Consider the following 2462-nt stretch of genomic DNA (forward strand, 5'->3'; position numbering starts at 1 on the left):
TTGCCGAGCTGATCGCGATCAACCTGCGTCACGCAGGTTTCGAAGTGACGCTGGCCGAAAACGCCGACCAGGCGACCGTTGCCGTCGATGCCGTGCTGCCTGACCTGGTGTTGCTGGACTGGATGCTGCCGGGCCAGTCCGGCGTCGCATTGGCGCGCCGCTGGCGCGCGGATGCCCGTACCCGCGAACTGCCGATCATCATGCTGACCGCGCGTGCCGACGAGACCGACAAGGTCGCTGGTCTGGACGCCGGCGCCGACGATTACCTGACCAAGCCTTTCTCAACGCAAGAACTGCTGGCGCGCATTCGCGCCGTGCTGCGCCGCCGCGTGCCCGAGGCGCTGGACACGGTGGTCGAGGTCGGTGGCCTGAAGCTCGACCCGTCGACCCGGCGCGTCAGCCGCGAAGGGGTGGACCTGAAGCTGGGCCCGACCGAGTTCCGTCTGCTGCATTTCTTCATGACCCACCCCGAGCGAGTGCACAGCCGTGCCCAGTTGCTGGACCGCGTCTGGGGCGACCATGTCTTCATCGAAGAGCGTACGGTCGATGTGCACGTGAAGCGGCTGCGCGAGGCGCTGCTGCCGGCTCGTTGTGCTTCCATGATCGAGACGGTGCGTGGCGCGGGCTACCGCTTGAGCCAGCAAGCCATCGCCTCGGCCGCTTGAACGCCGGGTACCGCCGGCGGCACGAGAGGCGCTGATGTCCTGGATCTGGTTGCGGGTGCTGCTGGCCGTGGGTCTGGCCCTGGTTGGCGGTTTGATGGGCTACTTGCTCGGGACAGGTGAACGCTGGACCGTTTCGGGGGCGCTGGTCGGTGTTGTCGGCGGCATGCTGGTTTTCATCGTGCGCGACATCTGGCGCGGCCACCAGGTGTTGCGCTGGCTCAGTGGCGCCATTGGCGGCGAGCCGCCCCGCATGGGTGGTTTTTGGGGCGAGATGGCGACGCGCGTCGAACGTGCGCTGCGCTCGCGCGAACGCAGCGCCGAGGTCGAGCGGGACCGGCTGGCGCAGTTCTTGTCGGCCATTGAAGCGTCGCCGAACGGCGTGCTGCTGCTCGATGCGAGCGAACAGATCGAATGGTCCAACGCCTTGGCGGCCGATCATCTGGGGCTCGACCGCCATCGTGATCTGCGTCAGCGCGTGACCAATCTCGTCCGAGCCCCGGCTTTCGTCACGATGCTGCAAACGCGTGCGTTCGAGCAGCCGGTGCAGATTCCTCAGCCGGGCGGCGCGGGGCTGCTGTCGGTCATCGTGCGGCCGTATGGCGAAGGCCAGCGCCTGGTGCTGACGCAGGACATCACCGAGCGCGAGCGAGCCGACGCGATGCGGCGCGATTTCGTCGCCAACGTGTCGCACGAGATCCGCACACCGCTGACGGTGGTGGCCGGCTTCGTCGAGACATTGACCAACCTGCCGCTGTCCGAGGTCGAGCGCAAGCGTGTGCTGGCGTTGATGGCGCAGCAGGCCCAGCGCATGCAAAGCCTGGTCGGTGATCTGCTGACGCTGGCTCGGCTGGAGGGCAGCCCGAGGCCGCCGTCAGACGCGTGGCTACCGCTGGCGCGGCTGGGCTCGGCGGTCGAGATGGATGCGCGCGGCCTGTCCGCGGGCAGGCACCGGTTGAGTTTCGATTGGGGCGACGAGGTCGAGCTGGCCGGCAACGAGGCGGAATTGCTGAGCGCGGTGACCAACTTGGTCAGCAACGCGGTGCGATACACGCCCGAAGCCGGCCAGATCGATGTGCGTTGGCGCCAGCGGCCCGAAGGCACGGGCGAGATCTCGGTGCGCGACACCGGCCCTGGCATCGCCGCAGAGCATCTGCCGCGGCTGACCGAGCGCTTCTACCGTGTCGACGGCAGCCGCTCGCGCGACACCGGTGGCACCGGGCTGGGGCTGGCGATCGTCAAGCACGTGGTGCAGCGTCATGGCGGTGAACTGCTGATCGAAAGCACGCCGGGCCAGGGCTCTTGCTTCACGCTGGTGCTGCCGGCGATGCGCGTGCGCCTGCCGGCCACGCGGGTGGCGATTCACTCATGAGCGCCCCCAGGGCTGGCCACGCCCAGCCCGCCCCCCGGCGGGGGTTCAAGCAAAGTGGCCAAGCCACCTTTGCTTGAGACCGAGCGGCCGGCTCAGTGCGCCGGACGGTAGATCAGCAATTGTTCGCTGCGTTCGCCGGGGCGGCGCAGCCGGGCGTCCAACTGCCAACCTGCGGGCGGCGGAGGCGGCGTATTGCCGCGCCAACTGAGCAGCAGGTGATCGCAATGCGCCACCTCAGTCTGTGGGCTGACCGTGGTCACCACGTGGTGGCCACCGAACACTTCCAGCGCCGCGACGTTCGCGCGCGTCATGCCGGGTGCACGCACGCAGGTGCCGGGTGGCACATGCTGCTCGACCAGCGCCATCAGCGGGCGCGGGCTGCGGCCGTAGTCGAGTGCCGGCAGCAACAAGGTCATCGTCAATAGCCA

The 2462-nt window shown here is 68.4% G+C and carries 2 protein-coding genes and 1 pseudogene; 2 read left to right on the forward strand and 1 reads right to left on the reverse strand.

Annotation, left to right across the window (positions count from 1 at the left end; translation table 11 throughout):
• The coding region (gene phoB, locus AC1DYI_RS32660) for a phosphate regulon transcriptional regulator PhoB (RefSeq protein ID WP_477208271.1) at positions 1–665 on the forward strand (665 nt) is incomplete at its 5' end.
• Between the two features lie 34 nt (positions 666–699).
• Positions 700–2034: a phosphate regulon sensor histidine kinase PhoR gene (gene phoR / locus AC1DYI_RS32665; RefSeq protein WP_477208272.1), complete on the forward strand. Its 1335-nt coding sequence runs from the start codon at positions 700–702 to the stop codon at positions 2032–2034.
• A 92-nt stretch (positions 2035–2126) separates the two neighbouring features.
• Here phoR and AC1DYI_RS32670 read toward each other — a convergent pair.
• Positions 2127–2462: pseudogene (locus AC1DYI_RS32670) on the reverse strand (hypothetical protein); the annotation flags it as partial.

This window comes from Ideonella sp. P3_A4 (assembly GCF_056403075.1).